At 69.8% G+C, this 14,852-nt stretch carries 14 protein-coding genes and 1 pseudogene; 7 read left to right on the forward strand and 8 right to left on the reverse strand.

The genetic code is table 11. The features are described 5' to 3' along the window. Nucleotides 1-54 precede the first annotated feature (54 nt). Together ABT085_RS08345 and ABT085_RS08350 are read right to left on the reverse strand one after the other, a co-directional pair. The gene (locus ABT085_RS08345; RefSeq protein ID WP_351603527.1) at nt 55-459 is read right to left on the reverse strand and encodes an OsmC family protein; all 405 of its coding nucleotides are present in this window, start codon (nt 457-459) and stop codon (nt 55-57) included. 158 nt (nt 460-617) lie between these two features. Further along, on the reverse strand, nt 618-1,355 hold the full coding sequence (locus ABT085_RS08350; protein WP_351603529.1) for an SDR family NAD(P)-dependent oxidoreductase: 738 nt from the start codon (nt 1,353-1,355) through the stop codon (nt 618-620). A 171-nt stretch (nt 1,356-1,526) separates the two neighbouring features. Here ABT085_RS08350 and ABT085_RS08355 point away from each other — a divergent pair, with 171 nt between their 5' ends. Both ABT085_RS08355 and ABT085_RS08360 read left to right on the forward strand, forming a co-directional pair. Then, nucleotides 1,527-2,183, forward strand: a complete 657-nt coding sequence (locus ABT085_RS08355) for a TetR/AcrR family transcriptional regulator (RefSeq protein WP_351603531.1) — start codon at nt 1,527-1,529, stop codon at nt 2,181-2,183. A 160-nt stretch (nt 2,184-2,343) separates the two neighbouring features. Then, the gene (locus ABT085_RS08360; RefSeq protein ID WP_351603533.1) at nt 2,344-3,066 is read left to right on the forward strand and encodes a sigma-70 family RNA polymerase sigma factor family protein; all 723 of its coding nucleotides are present in this window, start codon (nt 2,344-2,346) and stop codon (nt 3,064-3,066) included. Between the two features lie 2 nt (nt 3,067-3,068). Here the strand turns inward: ABT085_RS08360 and ABT085_RS08365 are convergent, their stop codons facing one another. The 3 genes from ABT085_RS08365 to ABT085_RS08375 form a co-directional block, all read right to left on the reverse strand. Beyond that, nucleotides 3,069-4,010, reverse strand: coding sequence for a sigma-70 family RNA polymerase sigma factor (locus ABT085_RS08365; RefSeq protein WP_351603535.1), 942 nt, complete (start codon nt 4,008-4,010; stop codon nt 3,069-3,071). Between the two features lie 245 nt (nt 4,011-4,255). Continuing rightward, nucleotides 4,256-5,002 carry an SDR family oxidoreductase gene (locus tag ABT085_RS08370; protein WP_351603537.1) on the reverse strand — a complete coding sequence of 249 codons (747 nt, stop codon included), beginning with the start codon at nt 5,000-5,002 and terminating at the stop codon, nt 4,256-4,258. A gap of 118 nt (nt 5,003-5,120) precedes the next feature. Continuing rightward, nucleotides 5,121-6,851 carry an L-aspartate oxidase gene (locus ABT085_RS08375; protein WP_351603539.1) on the reverse strand — a complete coding sequence of 577 codons (1,731 nt, stop codon included), beginning with the start codon at nt 6,849-6,851 and terminating at the stop codon, nt 5,121-5,123. Between the two features lie 191 nt (nt 6,852-7,042). Here ABT085_RS08375 and fdxA point away from each other — a divergent pair. Further along, nucleotides 7,043-7,339, forward strand: a pseudogene (gene fdxA / locus ABT085_RS08380) (ferredoxin); the annotation flags it as partial. A 168-nt stretch (nt 7,340-7,507) separates the two neighbouring features. Here fdxA and ABT085_RS08385 read toward each other — a convergent pair. Further along, entirely contained in the window at nt 7,508-8,404 is an 897-nt protein-coding gene (locus tag ABT085_RS08385) for an RNA polymerase sigma-70 factor (protein ID WP_351603543.1), read from the reverse strand. Between the two features lie 368 nt (nt 8,405-8,772). Here ABT085_RS08385 and ABT085_RS08390 point away from each other — a divergent pair, with 368 nt between their 5' ends. Then, complete coding sequence (locus ABT085_RS08390) at nt 8,773-9,159, forward strand: cupin domain-containing protein (RefSeq protein WP_351603608.1); 387 nt, start codon at nt 8,773-8,775, stop codon at nt 9,157-9,159. 17 nt (nt 9,160-9,176) lie between these two features. Beyond that, entirely contained in the window at nt 9,177-9,797 is a 621-nt protein-coding gene (locus ABT085_RS08395; protein WP_351603545.1) for a DUF5134 domain-containing protein, read from the forward strand. A 171-nt stretch (nt 9,798-9,968) separates the two neighbouring features. Here ABT085_RS08395 and ABT085_RS08400 read toward each other — a convergent pair whose 3' ends face one another. Continuing rightward, nucleotides 9,969-11,363, reverse strand: coding sequence for an aldehyde dehydrogenase family protein (locus ABT085_RS08400; RefSeq protein ID WP_351603547.1), 1,395 nt, complete (start codon nt 11,361-11,363; stop codon nt 9,969-9,971). Then, on the reverse strand, nt 11,363-12,463 hold the full coding sequence (locus ABT085_RS08405; protein ID WP_351603549.1) for a phenylacetate--CoA ligase family protein: 1,101 nt from the start codon (nt 12,461-12,463) through the stop codon (nt 11,363-11,365). The genes ABT085_RS08400 and ABT085_RS08405 overlap by 1 nt, the downstream gene beginning before the upstream one ends. Nucleotides 12,464-12,700: 237 nt before the next feature. Here ABT085_RS08405 and ABT085_RS08410 point away from each other — a divergent pair, with 237 nt between their 5' ends. Beyond that, a complete protein-coding gene (locus tag ABT085_RS08410) occupies nt 12,701-13,324 on the forward strand; it encodes a GNAT family N-acetyltransferase (RefSeq protein ID WP_351603551.1) in 624 nt (207 codons plus the stop codon). Nucleotides 13,325-13,437: 113 nt separating this feature from the next. Beyond that, entirely contained in the window at nt 13,438-14,442 is a 1,005-nt protein-coding gene (ilvC, locus tag ABT085_RS08415) for a ketol-acid reductoisomerase (RefSeq protein ID WP_351603553.1), read from the forward strand. The last annotated feature ends 410 nt before the right edge of the window (nt 14,443-14,852 follow it).

Raw genomic sequence — 14,852 nt, forward strand, 5'->3', positions numbered from 1 at the left:
GTCCGGCTTCACAGCCGGACCCCGCACCCCGCGTTCTTGTGTGGACCTGACACGTCACGGCAGCGGTGCGGGCTCCGCGAGCAGCGTGGGCACCGTGATGATCGTGACGTCCTTGGCCAGCAGCCGATGAATGGGACAGCGTCCCGCGACGGCGAGGAGCTGGTCCCGCTGCGCGGGGGTCAACTCCCCGACCAGCCCGACGTTCTTGACCACCTGCCCCTGTGCGTCGAAGCGGACCGCGACGTCCACCCGGTCCAGCGGCCATTCGTGGCGCTGCGCGTAGGCCCGCACCGCCATGGACGTGCACGCTCCGAGCGCGGCCAGGAGGAGTTCGCCCGGGATGGGGCCGGTGTCGGTGCCGACGGGCTCCGGCTCGTCGGCTGTCAGGCGGTGTGTACCGATCGCCACGGAGCGCGCGAGCTGCTTTCCTTCGGCCACGGTAACGATGCGCGTGTTCATGCTTGCCTCTCAGCCGAGGTAGGGGCAGAGGCACGACTTGTGCCTCCCGAAGCTCAGACCGTGCGGGGCGCCTGACTGTGACGGCCGGCGTGCCCGTAGTCGGCTGCAAGCAGGGGGCGCGGGGCGGCGGTTGCCGCCCCGTGGGTGATCAGGGGTGATCAGCGGGACTGGTCGGTGGGGCGTACGAGGATCTCGTTGACCGCGACGTGGGCGGGCTGTGTGACGGCGTAGACCACCGCGGCCGCGATGTCTTCCGGCTGAAGGGTCCGCATCGACTCGGCCATGGTCTTGACCGCGGCACGCCTGGTGGGGTCCGTGATGTGGTCGGTCAACTCGGTCGACACGAAGCCCGGCTCCACGACGACGACGCGGACCCCCTGCTCTGTCACTTCTTGGCGCAGCGCCTCGGCGAAGGCGTTGACGCCGAACTTGGTGGCGGAGTAGACCGCGGCGCCAGCCGAGGAGATACGGCCCGAGGTGGAGGAGATCTGGATCACCGCGCCGCGGGAGCGCAGAAGGTGGGGCAGCGCGGCGTGCACCGTGTACATGGAGCCCAGCAGGTTGGTCTCCACCATGCGGGTCCATTCCGCGGGATTGGCGTCAAGGACGGGGCCGGCGAGCATGATGCCGGCGTTGTTCACGACGATGTCGAGGGTGCCGAAGCGTTCGACGGTCCGGTCGACGGCCTTGCGCACCGACTCGGGGTCGCTGACATCCATGTCCAGGACGAGGACCTCCCCGGGCGCTTCCTGCGCCAGTGCTTCGAGCCGGTCGGTCCTGCGGCCGCCGACGGCCACGGTGGCCCCCGCCTTCGACAGCGCCAGGGCGGTCGCCCTGCCGATGCCGGACGAGGCGCCGGTGACAAGGACGACCTTGAGGTCGAGAACGGAACTCATGTCAACTCCGAAAGGGGTAGTGGGATGAGACGGGCAGGCCGTGTCGGGTTCGAGGACAGGACAGGGCGGCCCGAGAAGATGACCGAGGGGTCATGTTGTGCCAGCGTAACACTGAAAATGACCCGCGAGTCACGTTCAGTGTTAATGTTGTGACACTCAGAGGGGGGCGTCATGACCGGGAGAACAGCGGCAGTGCAGGCCAGGGCCGACAGCGTGCGCAATCGACGGCTGCTCCTGCGAGCGGCCACCGAGGCCTTCGCCGAATGCGGGGTGGATGTGCCGATGCACACGATCGCCCAGCGGGCCGGCGTCGCCAAGGGCACGGTGTTCCGGCACTTCCCGACGAAGGACGACCTTCTCGCGGCGATCATGATGCAGCTGCTCGACCGGCTGCTCGAGACGGCGGACCGGCTCCTGAGCGCCGATGACGCCGGCCGTGCGCTGAAGGACTTCATGGGACACGGAATCGGCCTGCTCGCCGCCGACCGCGCGTTCTGCGACGTCATCGGTCGGCCCTCGCTGCAGCACGCGAACGTACGCGAGGCGATCGACCGGCTCTGCGACACGGTCGAGGACCTCACCGCCCGGGCCAGAGAACAAGGAGCCGTCCGCGGTGACATCGCCGGAACCGACATCGTGCTGCTCCTCGGCGGCATCCACCAGACCGCCCAGCCGCTGCTGGACCGTGAACCACGGGCGTGGGAACGCTTCCTGGAGATCGCGTTCGACGGACTGCGGGCCCGTGACCGCGCGGCCCTGCCGCATCCGCCCCCCGCCCAGCTGCGGATGGCGGACCCGTCGGGCGTCTCTGCACCGACGAAGACGTGACACTAAGTGGCACATCATCGGTGTGTTGTGAAATCATGCCGCAGCTTCTGTCTTGGTCAGGCCGGTCGACCAGCCGGGTACGGACGGGGGCGGGTAACGTCTGAGTCATGCCGTCGCGGCGGCTGCGGCTCCGGATTCTCGTCGGCGTGGGGGTCGCTCCATGGATCATGTCGTTGGCCCGGTACCGCTCGCCGAGTCGCTTGACGAACGGCGGCACCTGCTGGACGTCGCCTGCCGCGCGCTCGGCAGCTGCGTCGCGGCCGAACGCGTCGTCGACGAGGCCTACCGGCGGTGGTACCGCCTTACCGATCCGGAGCGGGTCCGGATGCCGTCCCCCCGCGTCTGGCTCACCCAGGTCGTGGACGAGGCGTGTCTGATGCGACCGGCGTCGGCCTGGCCCGGTGGGGAGGAACGGGAGATCCAGGCCCTGCGGGCGTTGTGCGACGAGGACGTAGAACCGGTCGAGCGGGCCCTGTTGAGTGTGGGTGCGCGGCGCGCGCGGCCTGTGTCGGCGCGTCGCGAGCATGAGATCACTGTTGCCGTGCGGCAGGCGTGCAGCGATCAGGACGGCCCCCGACTGCGGTCGCTGCTGGCCCCCGATGCGACGGCCTTCTTCGACAGCGGCGGCAAGATCCGGGCGCTGACCCGGCCCGTCCGCGGCGACGAGCAGGTCACCCGCAGCCTGTTGGTCCTGCTGGCTGGACAGCGGCGTGTGACGCTGTGCACCGGATCGGTCAACGGGCGCACCGGCCTCGTCGCCCGGTGCGACGACCAGGTCGCCGCGGTGCTGACCCTCGACATGACGGACTCGCTGGTCGTTCAGGTCTGGGCGGTTCTCAACCCCGACAAGCTGCGTAGCTGGAACCGTTCCCTTCCCGGGTGAGCTCACGTGCCACGGCGTCCACGGGACGCGAGGGCAGGGGGGGCGCAGCGGGCGCGGGATCCGAGGAAGGCGGCGATCTTGTCGGAGGTGAACACCCACAGAACCCGGTGGATCCCCCGCCGTGTGGCGGCGATGGTCATGAAGGTGGCGGGCCGGCCGTCCCGGTACAGCAGAACCCCGGCGCGCCCGTTGGCCTGCACGGGTGCGATCTCGACCGTTGGCCAGAAGCGTGACGAGGCGGTCGACAGGTTCGCCACCCGGGCACGACCGACCACGGGTACGCGGGCCGCGCCGAGCAGCCCGTTGCCGTCGGACAGACTGACCGCGTCGGGCGTCAGGAGCGCTTCCAGCGAGGCCACGTCCCCTTCCTGGGCGGCCGCGACGAAAGCATCGAGCAGTCTGCGGTGCTCCTGGATGTCGACACTGTCCCGCTCGTCGTCCGTGAGGTGCTTGCGCGCCCTGCTCACGATCTTCCTGGCGTTGACCGGGGTGAGGCGCAGTATCTCCGCGATCTCCGAGTAGCCGTACTCGAAGGCCTCCCTCAGCACGTAGGCGGCCCGTTCGGTGGGTGTGAGCTTCTGCAGGACGAGGAGCAGGGCGAGCTCCAGGGCCTCGGCTCGTTCAGCGCCGGCCACCGGGTCAATGCTGGTGTCGATGGGCTCGGGCAGCCAGGGCCCGATGTAGGTCTCGCGGCGCACGCGGGCGGACTGCGCCACGTTGATGGCTAGCCTCGTCGTCGTGCTCGACAGGAACGCCGCAGGGCTGACCACCGCCGAACGGTCGGTCCGCTGCCAGCGCAGCCACGCCTCCTGCACGACGTCCTCGGCTTCCGTCGCGCTGCCCAGGACGCGGTAGGCGATACCGAAGAGCCGGGGCCGCAGTTCCACGAAGGTGGTGACGGCCTCGGCGAGGTTCCTGTCCGCGGGAGGTGCCTCTGGATACATGTCCCTCTGACTCCATTCCTCCGGGGCCCGGGTTGTCGGAATGCGGCCACGAGGCGCTCACAGACCCGGCGATCGTCTCCCCTCAACGACCGAGGGACCAAGGACGCTGTGACAGTGTTTTTTGGAGCACTTTCAGCGGCGTGGATGCGGAATCGGCCTTGCGCGCTGGCTGATCTACGGCGCCGTGCAAAAAAATAGGCCTGTCGTTCCACGGGGCTTGGAACGACAGGCCCAGGAAGACGCACCTACTGCTGCTGGGCGAGCCAGTCGACGAAACGGGTCTCGCCGATGCGGGCGTCCGGGCCGGGAAGCAGCGTGGTCTCCTGCAACTCGGCGCCGAAGTACGGGGCGTGCACGTCGACGACGACCGTGCGCGGGTCGTTCTTGGCGGCCAGGCCCTTGCGGATCAGCTCGTCCAGCTGGAAGGTGTCGGGACCGGCGACCTCGACTACACCGTTGACCGGCGTGCCCACGGCGGTGCGGCCCACGGTGGCGGCGACGTCGTCCGAATAGACGGGTTGGATCTTCACCGGGGCCAGCTTGACGGTGTCACCCTCGGTCGCCGACTCGGCGATGCCCTTCATGAACTCGAAGAACTGCGTGGCATGCACGATCGACCACGGGATCCCGGAGGCCTTGATCAGTTCCTCCTGCGCCTGCTTGGCACGGAAGTAGCCGCTCTCCTGGAGCCGTTCCGTACCCACCACCGACAGGGCGACGTGGTGGGTGACACCGGCGTTCGCCTCAGCCTTGAGGAGGTTGGTGGTGGAGGTACGGAAGAACTCCATGACGGCGTCGTCCGCGAAGGAGGGGGAGTTGGAGACGTCGATCACGACGGCCGCGCCCTCCAGCACCTCGGCTAGGCCCTCGCCCGTCAGCGTGTTGACGCCGGTGTTCGGGGCGGCCGCCACCGCCTCGTGGCCGTGTTCGTTGAGCTTGCTGACGACCTTCGAGCCGATCAGTCCGGTGCCGCCGATCACTACGACCTTCATGGGGACGTTCCTTTCACTCATTCTCATCTGCCGCCTGCACGAGGTATGACCGGGAATTGATCGGCGCTGTGACACCTTTCTCGAAATTCCGGAAATCTTCTCCCGGGCAGGGTGATTCCTATTCGACGAGCTTTCCGTCCGCCGAGACGTCCTCCATCAGGGCCGCGATCTCGTCGGGGACAGGGCTGATGGGCTCGCGGGTGATGCCGTCGGTCGGGGACCAGACGAGGTTCACCTGCAGCGCGGGATCCATGTCGGGGTAGTCGCTGCGGTTGTGGCATCCGCGCGTCTCGCGCCGCTCCAGCGCCGCTTCCAGTGTGGCCCTCGCCGCCAGTGCCGAGGACTTGAGGTCGAAGGCGTGGGCGAGGTCCTGGAAGCCCGCGATGTCCGGATGGACGCCGACGTTCTCCATGCGCTTCTCGATGGCGTCCAGCTCCGCCAGCCCGGTGCGCAGCCCCTCCTCGTCGCGGACCACGCCCGCGTGCTCGGTCATGGTGTTGCGGATCGCGCGCTGCAGGGCGCGCACGTTCTCAGGTCCGTCCGCGGCGAGCAGGTCGTCGACCTCCGCACGCGCCTGGGCCACCGCGGCGGCCGAGCGCGGCTGCGCGGTCAGGGACTCCGAGTAGGCGGCGGCCGCCTGTCCGGTGATGCGGCCGTACACCAGCAGCTCGATGAGGCTGTTGCCGCCGAGCCGGTTGGCGCCGTGCAGTCCGCTGGAGGCCTCACCGATGGCGTACAGGCCCCGCACGTCCGTGCTGTGGTCCTCGGGGCGGACCCACACACCGCCCATCGAGTAGTGCGCGGTGGGCGCGACCTCGATGGGATCCCGGGTGATGTCCAGCATCTGCAGGTCCAGCAGTGTCTGGTAGACGCGGGGAAGCCGGTTCATGATGGTCTGCCTGGGCAGGTGGGAGACGTCGAGCCACACCCCGCCGTTGGGCGTGCCGCGGCCTTCCTTGATCTCGGTGTAGGAGGCGAGGGCGACCCGGTCGCGTGTGGACAGCTCCATGCGTACGGGGTCGTAGCGGTTCATGTACCGCTCGCCGAGCGCGTTGCGCAGGATGCCGCCCTCGCCGCGGGCTGCCTCGCTCACCAGGGTCCCGGCCGCGTTCTCCGGCTCGATAATGCCGGAGGGGTGGAACTGGACGAGTTCCGGGTCGCGCAGCCGGGCTCCGGCCTCCGCAGCCAGCCGGAAGGAGTCGCCGGTGTTCTCGTCGCGCCGTGAGGAGGTGCGCCGCCAGATCCGGGTGTGGCCGCCGGCCGCGAGGATGACGGCGTCCGCGTGCACGAGGTAGCGCCTGCCGTCGGCAAGGCCGAAGCCGTAGGCGCCGAAGACGGCGCCGTCGTGGACCAGGAGACGGGTGATGTAGACGTTGTCGAGCACCGGTATGTCCAGCTGGTTCGCGCGCCGGATGAGCGTGCGCTGGATTTCCAGGCCCGTGTAGTCGCCCGCGAAGGCGGTGCGGCGGAACTTGTGGGCGCCGAAGAAGCGCTGGGAGATCCGGCCGTCCTCCTCCCGGGCGAAGGCCATGCCGTAGCGTTCCAGGTCGTCGATGCCGAGGGCGGCTCCGCGGGTGACGATCTCGGCGGTGCGGGGGTCGCCGAGGAGGTAGCTCTCCTTGAGGGTGTCGGCGGCGTGCTGCTGCCAGGTGTCCTCGGGGTCCATCGTGGCCAGGGCCGCATTGATCCCGCCGGCGGCGAGAGAGGTGTGGGTGTCCTCCTTGGGGCGCTTGCCGACTGCGAGGACATCGACGCCGGCCTCGGCCAGCTCGATGGCCGCGCGCAGGCCCGCTCCACCGGTGCCGATCACCAGCACTGTGGTGGAAAGACGTTGTTCGGTGGCAACCACGATTGCTCCCATCGCTCGGGGTGGTCACCTGCTACGACCAGGTGGAGTGACGGTTTGTGACACCGTCGCCCGGGCCCGGGCCCGTGTCGGTGTCACACCCCGGTGGCCGGGCCGGTCATACCGCACACCGGCGGGGCGCACGAAGGCCGTGCGGTCCGCAACCGCCGGCCGGCGAAGGGGAGGTGGGGACGATGACCTACGTCATCGCGGAGCCGTGCGTCGACGTCAAGGACCGGGCGTGTGTGATCGAGTGCCCAGTCGACTGCATTTACGAGGGCGAGCGGACGTTGTACATCAATCCCTGGGAGTGCGTCGACTGCCACGCCTGCGAGCCGGTCTGCCCGGTTGAGGCCGTCTTCCACGAGGACGACCTGCCGGCACAGTGGGCGCAGTACCGGTCCGTGAACGCCGAGTACTTTTGCGACGCGCCGGGGGAGGGCACCGGGCGGGCCGACCATCGGGTGGTCGCGGCCCTGCCCCCGCAGCACGCGGTCAAGAACGACCTGTCCGGATTCGCCGCCCGCAAGGAGGAGGCCGTCGACGCCGACCTGTGGTTCCCGTGGTGAACCGCCCGGGCCCGGTGCGGGCGGACCGGGCCCGGGGCGTGCGGCGGACCGGCGGGTCAGGCACCCAGGGATGGCGTGCAGGGGTGCGGGTCAGGCCCCCAGGGACAGGACGTAGGGGTTCAGCTTGACCGGGTTCATCACCCACATGATGCGCTCGATGCCGGCCTCGGACGCGTCCACACACAACAGGGCCACCGGGGCGTTGTCCCGTGCGACGAGCACGGCGGGCCGGCCGTTGGCCTCGACGAACCGGGTCTCGGCATCCGGCCAGAACCGCGGGGCGAAGGCAGCCAGGTAACGCGAGACGTGATCGCGGCCGATGACGGGGATCCTGGACGCGCCGCGGATGCCGCCGCCGTCCGAATAGCTGACGACGTCCGAGGTCAGCAGGTTCTCCAGGGTGGAGAGATCTCCCGTGCGCGCGGCGGAGAGGAAGCCTTCGAGCAGACGCCGGTGGGCCGCGGGGCTGACGCGCTCCTTGCGCTCGGCGCCCAGGTGCTTGCGCGCCCGGCTGACCAGCTGCCGAGCGTTCGCGTCGCTGGTCTCCAGGATGTCGGCGACCCGCTGGTAGGGGTAGTCGAACGCCTCCCGCAGCACGTAGGCGGCGCGTTCGATCGGGTTGAGCTTCTCCATCAACAACAGCACCGCCAGCTCGACCGTCTCGGCGCGTTCCGCTCCCAGGTGCGGGTCCTGGGTGGTGTCGACCGGCTCGGGGAGCCAAGGCCCGACGTAGGACTCCCGGCGTACCCGCGCGGACTGGGCCAGGTTGATCGCGAGCCGGGTGGTGACCGTGGTCAGGAAGGCGGCTGGTTCATGGATCTGCGCGCGGTCGGTGTTCTGCCATCGCAGCCAGGCGTCCTGGACTATGTCCTCGGCCTCGACGGCACTGCCGAGGATGCGGTACGCGATGCCGAACAACCGGGGTCTGGCCGAGAGGAAGTCGTCGAGACCGCGGTCGAACGTGTCGGGGTGGGCGCCAGCGCGCATGGGTCGTCCCTTCTGGCTTTGCGCCCTACATGCTATGCGCGAGGGGGAAGGGTACGCGCTGCGGGCCGCATCTGCTCACGCTATCTCTTTCGCGATTCCCGGTCACACGGTGGCAATCGTCGCGCCTGATCCGCCAGATTTGCCCCCGGACCGCTGCCCGCCCCAGGCTCCGGAAGACCGCGGTCGACGGGTGAAAGGACTGTGTGAGGAGGCCGGTTGTCACACATGCGCCCGGTCCCCGGTCACCAGTGACGAACGATGTTCACGCCTACGGAAGGTGCAACACAGTGTCGGACAACATGACAGCACACGACCACTCCGCCCACGGTCACCACGGGCACGGCGACCAGGAGGGGACCGCCGGCTGGATGACGGCGGCGAAGGTGCTCCAGGACGCCGCACCGATCACCGTCCCGGAGGGGGCGTCGGCGATGACCATTCTCGTCGAGTGGGAGCCGGGCGACCCGGGCACGCCCCCGCACCGGCACTCCGGCCCCGCCTTCGGCTACGTCGTCGAGGGCGCGGTCCGTTTCGAGCTCGAGGGCGAGCCCGAGCGCGTGGTGGAGACGGGCGGCACCTTCTGGGAGCCCGGCGGAGACGCCATCCACTACCAGGACGGCAACGCGCTTTCCGACGCGCGGACCCGGTTCGTGGTGACCATGATGTGTGCTCCGGGCAAGCCCATGCTGGAACTGGTCGACGAGAGGGAACTGGCGGAGCGAGCCCACCTGCGGGCACCGCGTCCCACCACCTGACCGGGCACGGACCCGGCATGGGCACGCCCGTCGTCCTGGTGCACTGCCTGCTGACGCTGCTGTTTGTGGCGGTGCTCCTGCATGGGCTGGCGCGGGGCGTCGGGTCCCCCAGGACCGGGTTCGGTGTCCGGGTGGACCGGCTGTTGGCCGCCGCCATGGTCGTGTCCATGGCGGCGATGCCCTGGATCGACGTCCGCGCGGGGCCCGCTGCCGTCGTCAGCGGTGTCTTCACCGCCGGCGCGGTGTGGTTTCTCCTGCCTGTCGGCCGTCGGGAGGCCGGGAGGAGGGCGGCGATGACCCACCGGCTGCCGCACGCGGCCGGTATGGCCGCGATGGCCTGGATGCTGCGCGTGCCGCACACCGGGACCGGACCGGCGCACGCACACCTCGGGTCGGCTGCGCACTCCACCGGGCCCGGTGCTCTGGGCGCTGGTGTCCCCCTCGACGGCTCCGTGATCACGCTGTCGCTGGCGTCCTGTCTGCTGGCGTATGCGCTGTGGTCGCTGACCCGCCCCATGCCCTCGCTGCGCTCGGCCGTGAGCGCGGCGCGCCGTGCCGCAGCGGCGACGCCGTCACGGCACGTGGGTGAAGGGGCGATGGCGCTCGGGACGGCCGTGATGCTGGTCCTGCCCCACTGAGTGCGGGGAAGAAAAACGGGCGCGCGCCCGGCACGGCGAAGGCGCGGTGGCCCGTGGTCATGCGCTGAGTGACCGCGGACCACCGCGCCGGACGGTCGGAGCGATGGTCGTCGCCCTACCGAGGGGCGGGCGCCGCTCACGGTAGGCCCGCGCCGAGGAGGCGAGCGCCGTTCAGGACGGGCCCTCGTACACCGCCTTGCTCCGCATCAGGAAGTCGGAGAGATAGCTGTCGTGCGGGACGCCCGGCGACATCCAGTGGGTCGGCTGATCGCCGAAGTACACGTTGGCGATGCTGGGTTCCGCGACCAGGGCCTCCCACAGGTCCCGGTCCCGGGTCAGTGCCGACAGCACCAGCGTGTTGCGCAGCGGCGCCATGCCGTCCGCGCGGGTCCAGGGGGCGATCCACACGCAGGGGAAGGGCAGTTCGGTGCGCAGTTGAGGGGCGCGGGCGCTCGCGGTCTGGTGCACGGCGGGGCGCAGCACGGCGCTGCCGTCTCCGAGGTCGTCGGCGATCCCGTCGCTGCCGAGCCAGGCGTGCGTCCCGGCCGCCACCGTTTTCAGACACGCGCTGAGGGCTCGCGCCCGCTCCTTCGGACACACCGGCAGACGGGCCCTCTCGTCTTGCGGGGGAAGGCTGGGCAGGACGGCCAGACGTGCCGCGAGGGCTTCGGCGAGCGGGGCCGGGTCGCCCTCGACGAGGATGGCGGTGGCGTTGACGCACGCGGTGCCGCTCTCGCCGGCGACGGACGCGACGAGGGCGTCCAGATGGTCACGCCAGTCGGTGTCCGCGGTGATGAGGATCTTCGACCGTCCCGGCCCCTGCGGCAGGATCCTCGCGTCGTGCGCGTACTTGGTCACCACGTCGTCGCCGCCGTAGACCACGGCCCGGTCCGCGCCGTGGACGAGCGTGTCGACGGTCGCGTGGTCGGTGGGCAGCAGCATGAGCTGGTCGTCCCGGATTCCCGCCTGACGCAGTGCCGCGACGAGCCGGTAGGGGGTAAAGGGCTCGCGCCGGGACGGGCGCACGGCGACGCGGTAACCCAGCGCCAGTGCCTCCAGCCAGACACGGTGTACGCCGGGATGGTTGCCGGACGCGTTGACGGCGAACACGTCGCCCTGACGCGCCCACACCGTGTGCGTCTCATGCAGGACGTGGTCGCTGAGGTCGCGGGCGGCGCCGCGCGGCCTTCCACGGTCGGCGGACGAGGCGGCGTGCCGAACGAAGTGCGCCGTGCCCCGGGTCGCGGCGCGCACCACGGCGAGCGGTGTGCCCGAGGCCCGGCTGACGTGACGTTCGTATTCCCGGACGCTCAAGCCCCCCACGGTGCCCGCGGCGAAGGCCTCCCCGGCGGTGGCGAACACGGTCTCCAGGTCGGCCGCGGCGATCGGCGGCGCTTGGCGCAGGGCGTCGATCGCCCGAGCCACGTACAGCGAGGGAACCAGACTCAGCCGCGCGATCGGTGCACCGGCCACGTCGGTCACTGTGCTCGGCACACGTGTGCGGTAAGTGCCCCGCGGGCCCAGGGCGTCGAGGTGCAGCGGCTCGGTGGTCGGTACGGGGGCCATCAGTAGACACCCTCGATGACCGTCTCACCCTCGACTGCGAGAACCGGCGCGATGTCGGCGACGGCGTCCCCGGCGTGGCCGTCAGCCGGGCGGACCCGCAACGCGGTGTCCCGCTCCCTGTTGTTGGGGATCAGCATGGACTTGCTGACGTGGCTCACCACCACCTGGCCCCGCTCGCCCTCCGCCACCTGTTGCCCGGTGTCGGGATCCACGATGCTCAGGAAGACGTACGGCGAGACGGGGTCGAACACACACGGCTCCGACGCCGTGAGACCGACCCGCTCCAAAAGCGCGGTGAGCATCATGGTGTTGCCGTACATGCCGATCAGTGGCACGTCGGGAAACACCTCGGTCCGCAACAGGTCCCGGGTGTCGGGATCCATGTGGGTGCCGCCCCAGATGATCGCCTGGGCTTTGCCGTTGATGACCTCCACGAGGTCGCTGTCCCGGGCGAGGCGCTCCAGCATCGGGGTGGTGGCGGCTACGACACCGATGTCCTGGCCGAGCAGGATGCGCCGGCACTGGTCCACGAGATGGTCGGTGTAGGCGTCGACCTCGTCGCGACGGCCCGCGGCGATGAGCTTCTTGACCCAGCGGGGATCCATGTCGACCCCCAGCCCGGGGCTGCCGAGACTTGCCGCGGCCCGTTGCAGCACATCGCCCACAAGGTGCGGGCCGGTCGGCGCCACGGTCAGCCACAGCGCGCCGACCGGCAGTGCGTGGTCCCGGAGCTGGCGGGTCACCTGCTCGCTGCCGTGCCGCGCCCAGTCGTCCATCTGCACGACCCGCTTGGGTGCCCCGGTCGTGCCGCCGCTCTCGAACACGTGCAGCGGTCGGGCCTGCGGACCGTAGCCGCGGGGGACGAGATCGGACACCTGCACATCACGCAGCTCGTCCGTCAGATCGGGAAAGAGCGCCAGGTCCGCCACGCCCTTGACGTCGTGGCGGGGATCGAAACCGAGCCGGTCGACCCGTTCCAGCCAGTACCGGGACCCCGTCTCGGGAGCGAAGTGCCACTGCATGGCCGTTCTGACGTAGTCGTCGGGGTCCACCCCGTCGAAGGGTCCGGCGTCCAGAACGGTGAATGAGCCGATCGGCATGGAACCACCTTTCTCGAAGTCGCTGAGGGCGGACGCGTGAGAGCCGCGCGTCCCGGGCGGTCCCGCGGGCCCGACCCGCTCTCGCAGAGAAGACCGAGGGGTGCAGGCGTATGTGACAGCCCCGCGGAAAAGCGGCAGCGCCCCTGGCACCGGCACACGTCACAACGGCCCGTGTCTCCCGGTCTGATGAGTGGGCCAAAGCCGACCGGCGGTGTGCCGAGGGCGAGGGAGAGGGACATGAGACAGGGACTGCGGATCGTACGCGTCGACCAGGACGACAAGCCCCGTGTGGCCGCTCTGCACCGCCGGTGCTCCGCCGCCACCCGGTGGCACCGCTACCACCGGGCCATGGGCGACCCCGACACCTACCTGGGGCCGCTGTTGTCCCGACCCCACTCGGTGCACCTGGCGGTGCAGGACTCGCGAGAGCGGCTCGTCGCGATAGGGCATCTGCTGCCGGACGACGGTGACGCCGAGGCAGCGCTGCTGGTGGAGGACACCTGGCAGAACAGGGGGCTGGGCACCGGGCTCCTGGAAGAACTCGGCCGGTTCGCCGTCGTGTTGGGCGTACCTGAGGTCTACGGCGTCGTCCACCCCGACGACGCCCGCATGGCGGCCGTGCTGCACCGCACCGGCGTTCCGCTGCGCACGGTCCTGGAGACGGGCAGTGCGACGACGGTCCGGGCCCGGACGCAGGACATTAGCCTCGCCCTCGCCTGCTCGTCAACGCGACGTGGGTGGTGGCAACGCGGCGCTGGAAAGCACCGTGTGTCGGCGTCGTCGGCACGCCCGTGGGCCCCTGAAACTGGAGTTCAGCGGGTTCTCCGGCGCTCCTTCGAGGATGCGTCGCCTACTTGCTGAACTCGCACAGTGCAATACGTGTGACAACATTGAATGAGATAGTGTTTCGGCTGTCGACGGCGGGTGTTTCTCCCCGTGGTTCGATGCGGGCGGCTACGAGCGAGGGGATTGCCATGGCCGAGCTGTTTTATGACACCGACGCCGACCTGTCCATCATCCAGGGCCGCAAGGTCGCGGTCATCGGTTACGGGAGCCAGGGTCATGCCCACGCACTGTCGCTGCGTGACTCGGGTGTGGACGTGCGCGTGGGGCTCCACGAGGGTTCCAAGTCCTGGGCGAAGGCCGAGGAGCAGGGCCTGCGTGTGGTGACGGTGACGGAAGCCGCTGCCGAGGCCGACGTGATCATGATCCTCGTCCCGGACCCGCTTCAGGGCGAGATCTACAAGCAGCACATCGCCCCGAACCTGAAGGACGGCGACGCGCTGTTCTTCGGGCATGGTTTCAACATCCGCTTCGGCTTCATTAAGCCGCCGACGAACGTGGACGTATGCATGGTCGCCCCCAAGGGTCCGGGCCACCTGGTGCGTCGCCAGTACGAGGAGGGCCGCGGCGTTCCGTGTCTGGTGGCGGTCGAGCAGGACGCCACAGGAAGCGCCTTCCCGCTGGCCCTGTCGTACGCCAAGGGCATCGGTGGCACCCGTGCGAGTGTCATCAGGACGACCTTCACCGAGGAGACCGAGACCGATCTGTTCGGTGAGCAGGCCGTGCTCGCCGGTGGCGTGTCAGCCCTGGTCAAGGCGGGCTTCGAGACGCTGACCGAGGCGGGCTACCAGCCGGAGATCGCGTACTTCGAGTGCCTGCACGAGCTGAAGCTGATCGTCGACCTCATGTACGAGGGCGGCCTGGAGAAGATGCGCTGGTCGATCTCCGAGACCGCCGAGTGGGGCGACTACGTCACCGGCCCGAGAATCATTACCGACGCCACCAAGGCCGAGATGAAGAAGGTTCTCGCCGAGATCCAGGACGGCTCATTCGCCGAGAACTGGATGGACGAGTACCACGGCGGTCTGAAGAAGTACGCCGAGTACAAGCGGCAGGACTCCGAACTGCTGCTGGAGACCACCGGCAAGGAGCTGCGCAAGCTGATGAGTTGGGTCAACGACGAGGAGCACTCGTGATCGTGCGGGTTGGCATGGGCGGGAACCGGTGACGGTCTCATGACGGTGCTGCATGTCACCCTGCTCGGCGGGCTCTGCGAGATAGCCGCCGTACCACTGCCCGCGGCGGAAGCCGCGCACGGCACACGGTCGCTGCGCCGCTTCGTCCTGGAACTCCACGTGCCGCACGGACGGCAGCCGGCACTGGATGCCGAACTGCAGGCTGCCGCCGCGCCGGACGGGACGTACCTGCAAGGCACCGACGCGATGTGGCGCGTGGTGGAGGGCTGGACCGTCGTGGCCCACGGTCTGCGGGCCGGGATCCACCGGTATCGGGTGGAGATCGAGGAGGTGGAGGACACCGCGCAGGCCGACACCCGCGCTGTGGGCGAGGGCGCGTCAGCCGAGGCGGGCAAGCTGCCCGCCGGCGA

It is taken from the genome of Streptomyces sp. NPDC002265 (assembly GCF_040296125.1).
Taxonomy (GTDB): domain Bacteria; phylum Actinomycetota; class Actinomycetes; order Streptomycetales; family Streptomycetaceae; genus Streptomyces.

Bases quoted from the DNA above. Each gene is read 5' to 3' on its own strand.
- ABT085_RS08345 (WP_351603527.1), bottom strand. From the start codon at position 459: ATGAACACGCGCATCGTTACCGTGGCCGAAGGAAAGCAGCTCGCGCGC.
- ABT085_RS08350 (WP_351603529.1), bottom strand. From the start codon at position 1,355: ATGAGTTCCGTTCTCGACCTCAAGGTCGTCCTTGTCACCGGCGCCTCG.
- ABT085_RS08355 (WP_351603531.1), top strand. From the start codon at position 1,527: ATGACCGGGAGAACAGCGGCAGTGCAGGCCAGGGCCGACAGCGTGCGC.
- ABT085_RS08360 (WP_351603533.1), top strand. From the start codon at position 2,344: ATGGATCATGTCGTTGGCCCGGTACCGCTCGCCGAGTCGCTTGACGAA.
- ABT085_RS08365 (WP_351603535.1), bottom strand. From the start codon at position 4,010: ATGTATCCAGAGGCACCTCCCGCGGACAGGAACCTCGCCGAGGCCGTC.
- ABT085_RS08370 (WP_351603537.1), bottom strand. From the start codon at position 5,002: ATGAAGGTCGTAGTGATCGGCGGCACCGGACTGATCGGCTCGAAGGTC.
- ABT085_RS08385 (WP_351603543.1), bottom strand. From the start codon at position 8,404: ATGCGCGCTGGCGCCCACCCCGACACGTTCGACCGCGGTCTCGACGAC.
- ABT085_RS08390 (WP_351603608.1), top strand. From the start codon at position 8,773: ATGACGGCGGCGAAGGTGCTCCAGGACGCCGCACCGATCACCGTCCCG.
- ABT085_RS08395 (WP_351603545.1), top strand. From the start codon at position 9,177: ATGGGCACGCCCGTCGTCCTGGTGCACTGCCTGCTGACGCTGCTGTTT.
- ABT085_RS08400 (WP_351603547.1), bottom strand. From the start codon at position 11,363: ATGGCCCCCGTACCGACCACCGAGCCGCTGCACCTCGACGCCCTGGGC.
- ABT085_RS08405 (WP_351603549.1), bottom strand. From the start codon at position 12,463: ATGCCGATCGGCTCATTCACCGTTCTGGACGCCGGACCCTTCGACGGG.
- ABT085_RS08410 (WP_351603551.1), top strand. From the start codon at position 12,701: ATGAGACAGGGACTGCGGATCGTACGCGTCGACCAGGACGACAAGCCC.
- ilvC (WP_351603553.1), top strand. From the start codon at position 13,438: ATGGCCGAGCTGTTTTATGACACCGACGCCGACCTGTCCATCATCCAG.